The organism is Pedobacter sp. 01T416_2 (genome assembly GCF_056398925.1).
On sequence record NZ_JBFTQI010000580.1, the window covers coordinates 1 to 3869 of the forward strand.

4 protein-coding genes are annotated in these 3869 nt (G+C 37.1%); all 4 read left to right on the forward strand.

Annotated features, from left to right (window positions below):
• The first annotated feature begins 177 nt into the window (after positions 1–177).
• Positions 178–597: a cobalamin B12-binding domain-containing protein gene (locus AC1DPQ_RS20620; RefSeq protein WP_057930804.1), complete on the forward strand. Its 420-nt coding sequence runs from the start codon at positions 178–180 to the stop codon at positions 595–597.
• 3 nt (positions 598–600) lie between these two features.
• Positions 601–1380: an enoyl-CoA hydratase/isomerase family protein gene (locus AC1DPQ_RS20625; protein ID WP_477581588.1), complete on the forward strand. Its 780-nt coding sequence runs from the start codon at positions 601–603 to the stop codon at positions 1378–1380.
• 152 nt (positions 1381–1532) lie between these two features.
• Positions 1533–2948 carry a sigma-54-dependent transcriptional regulator gene (locus AC1DPQ_RS20630; RefSeq protein ID WP_477581590.1) on the forward strand — a complete coding sequence of 472 codons (1416 nt, stop codon included), beginning with the start codon at positions 1533–1535 and terminating at the stop codon, positions 2946–2948.
• A gap of 65 nt (positions 2949–3013) precedes the next feature.
• Positions 3014–3869: AI-2E family transporter (locus AC1DPQ_RS20635; RefSeq protein WP_477610724.1), on the forward strand; the 856-nt coding region annotated here is incomplete at its 3' end.

A 3869-nucleotide genomic window follows, 5' to 3' on the forward strand; every position in this document is an offset into this window, starting at 1 on the left:
ACGATAAATTGCACATTTCAAGTCGACCACGTCCTGCTGAACTCGTTTCAGCATCTTTATAGCAGGAAAGATCCTGAAATAAATTCAGGATGACGACCGCGTATGCTATTTGTCGTGCACCTCTATTTCTCAATTACCTAATAAAATCGATACATTTACGTCAACTTAATATTCATTATGAGCAAAGTATTAAATCGGCCTATCCGCGTTTTAGTAGCTAAAGTTGGATTAGATGGCCACGACAGAGGGGCCAAAGTAATCGCAACTTCCTTACGGGATGCTGGCATGGAAGTAATTTATACCGGCTTACGCCAAACACCAGAAATGGTGGTAAACACAGCGCTTCAGGAGGATGTTGATGCCATTGGGATTTCCATCCTATCGGGCGCACACATGACGGTTTTTCCAAAAATTATTCATTTTATGAAAGAAAAACAGTTAGATGATGTGTTATTAACTGGCGGAGGGATTATTCCGGAAGCTGATCGGTTAAAACTTGCAGATATGGGTGTTGGGGAGCTATTTCCTCCAGGTACAACAATGGCAAGTATTGTAGAATATATTCAGAATTGGGTTACAGAAAACAGAAATTTTTAAGCTATGGCATACCAGAATTTAATCTCAGAGATAAAAGAAAACATTTTATACGTTACCATCAACCGTGAAAAAGCGGTGAATGCTTTAAATAAAGATACTTTGGCTGAATTAGCGGATGTAATTGCCTTCGCGGGCAAAACAGATGATGTAAGGGGTGTTATTTTAACCGGAGCAGGTGAAAAGGCCTTTGTTGCGGGAGCTGACATTAAAGAGTTTTCTGATTATAGTGGTAAACAGGGAGAAGATTTAGCAAAACGTGGTCATGATCTGGTTTTTAATGCCATTGAGAATTCTTCAAAACCATTTATTGCGGCAATTAATGGATTTGCTCTGGGCGGAGGATTGGAGCTTGCCATGGCCTGCCACATACGCATCGCATCAGATCATGCAAAACTAGGTTTGCCTGAAGTTACTTTGGGTTTAATTCCTGGTTATGGCGGTACCCAGCGCCTTACACAATTGGTTGGAAAAGGTAAAGCAATAGAAATGATTACGACCGCAAATATGATTACTGCTTTGGATGCAGAAAAAATAGGTCTTGTAAATTATGTTGTTCCACAGTCTGATCTAATTAGCAAGGCTGAAGAGCTGCTGAATGTTATTAAGCAACGTGCACCGCTGGCTGTTTCGGCAGCGATAAAATCTGTAATTGCAGCTGTAAATAATAACAATGGCTACGCTACCGAAATTGAAGAATTTGGCAAATGTTTCGAAACTGCCGATTTTAAAGAAGGCGTAACTGCATTTGTTGAAAAGAGAAAAGCAAATTTTTCTGGAAAGTAGCAATGCCTTTGTAGTATTAATTTGATATACGGTGTAACGAAAGTGTTGCAAAAATTTTTCAATGCAATTTTTTTTGAGTAATTATGTTAATTAATTATTAACCCTAATGTGCTTACCACTACGTATGGGTTTTTATAATAACAACGCTACTCATGAAAAAGATACTCATTGTTGACGATGAAATTAGCATCGGTTTATTACTCTGCAAGTTTTTAACTAAAAATGGATTTGAAGTTTCGAATGTAACAACAGGTAGAACGGTTTTACAAATTCTTGAAAAAGAGAGATTCGATTTAGTATTATGCGATTATCGTTTGGATGATACAGATGGGAAAGAGATTTTAATCCACATTAAGGAAAACTATCCAGCAACCGGTGTGATTATTATTACAGGTTATTCAGATATTAAGCTTGCCGTAGAATTGATAAAACTAGGGGCTTACGATTATATAGTGAAACCGCTTTACCCGGATGAGATTTTAAATACCATAAATAAAGCCCTTGAAACGCAAGAGACCTTAAAATCGCCTAAAAATTTTGAACGCGCTGGTCGTAATGTTATTTCCGATTTTCTAAATGGCCCGGAGTATATAAATGGGGAGAGCGATGCATCGGCACTTTTACTGAAACAAATCCAACTCATAGCACGAACAGGGTACACGGTCATTTTAACGGGGCAAAGTGGAACAGGGAAAGAATGTGTTGCTAAAACCATTCACCAAAATAGTTCGCGTGGCAAAGAACCTTTCATCGCCATGGATTGTGGTTCTTTAACAAAAGAATTAGCCGCCAGTGAGTTTTTTGGACATGAGAAAGGGGCGTTTACCGGAGCAGCCTTCACTAAAATCGGTCACTTTGAGCAGGCTAATGGAGGTACATTATTTCTTGATGAGATCGGTAATTTATCCTATGAGATCCAGGCAACTTTGCTCAGGGCAGTTCAAGAGCGGAAAATAAAGCGGATTGGAAGTACGAAGGAGATTGATCTGGATGTGCGGCTTATTGTAGCTACAAATGAAAATTTAGTAGAAGGGATTCAAAAGGGTATATTCAGGGAAGATTTATATCACCGTTTTAATGAATTTTCTATACATGTTCCATCATTGAAACACCGGGATAATGATGTTCTTATCTTTGCTGAACGTTTTCTGGCTGCAGTAAACAAAGAATTGAACAAAAAAATTAAAGGCTTTTCTGATGAAGCGATGAGATGTTTATTAGCATATAATTGGCCAGGTAATGTACGTGAGCTGAAGAATGTTGTCAGGCGGATTGCTTTATTAACCGATGGTGATTGGATAGAAACTCATGTTTTGCCATTGGAGCTTCGAATGACTGATTATCCTAAGACACAGCACGAAAAAAAAGCACTTCCTTTGTCCCTAAAATTAAATGATGATAAATCACTTAATTTGCGAAATACTGCTAAAGAAGCTGAATATACTGCTATTTTAGAAGTGCTAAAAGCGGTTAATTTCAACAAAACCAAGGCAGCAAAAATATTAAATATCGACAGAAAAACACTTTACAATAAAATCAAATTTATTGAGGTTGATGATGGGATATAAATTTTAAATCTAGAAAAACAAAATCAGCCATTTTAGCATTTAAAGAATACCCTTATTATCTAAATATGTCAGTATTCTCTTATAAGCAACGCAATAACATTAACCTGGTCATTATTATTGCGCTGGGGGTGTTAATTGCGTATTCTTTGCAAAGTATTTTTAGTGCTATTTTAAGTACTTTGGTGCTTTACACTATAATGCGGCCGGCGTATATCCATTTGGCAGAAAATAAGGGCTGGAATAAAAGAGTAACGGCTATTTTCCTTATCACTATCAGTATCATACTCATTGTAATGCCTTTTTATGCATTAAGTAGTATGGTTATCAGTAAAATTTCGGAATTGAAGAACAATGAAGTGTTTTTCAGGAATCTGCTGGTTAAATTACAGCATCTTATTCCGGTTAAAATTAATCAGGATCTTATTCAGGAAGGATTAAACCGCTTGGGGAATTGGGCCACTCAGCTTTTTCCATCCTTAATATCGAGTGCAGTAAATATTATATTAAGTTTATTGGTGATGTACTTTTTACTCTACTTTATGTTAATAGAACGAAGAAAATTCGAATTTTCATTGATTAAATATGCACCTTTCAGAGAACAGAATGCACTTCGTTTTGGTGATGAAATGCGAAACACAACTTATGCAAATGTATTAGGACAAGGGCTGATCTGCCTCGTTCAAGGTTCGCTTTTGAGTCTTTCTTTTTATGTTTTGGGTTATAAAGACCCAGTATTTTGGGGGGTAATTACAGCATTTATTTCTTTTGTGCCCGTTTTGGGGCCACCGGTTGTTTTTGTTCCAGCTGCGATTTTGCAGATTGCGAACGGGAATAATTTTGCTGGCTGGGCCATGCTTATTTTTGGTTTTGTAGTCATTATCAATATCGATAACGTGCTAAGGTTTATTATTGCAAAAAAAG

Bases quoted from the DNA above. Each gene is read 5' to 3' on its own strand.
- AC1DPQ_RS20620 (WP_057930804.1), top strand. From the start codon at position 178: ATGAGCAAAGTATTAAATCGGCCTATCCGCGTTTTAGTAGCTAAAGTT.
- AC1DPQ_RS20625 (WP_477581588.1), top strand. From the start codon at position 601: ATGGCATACCAGAATTTAATCTCAGAGATAAAAGAAAACATTTTATAC.
- AC1DPQ_RS20630 (WP_477581590.1), top strand. From the start codon at position 1,533: ATGAAAAAGATACTCATTGTTGACGATGAAATTAGCATCGGTTTATTA.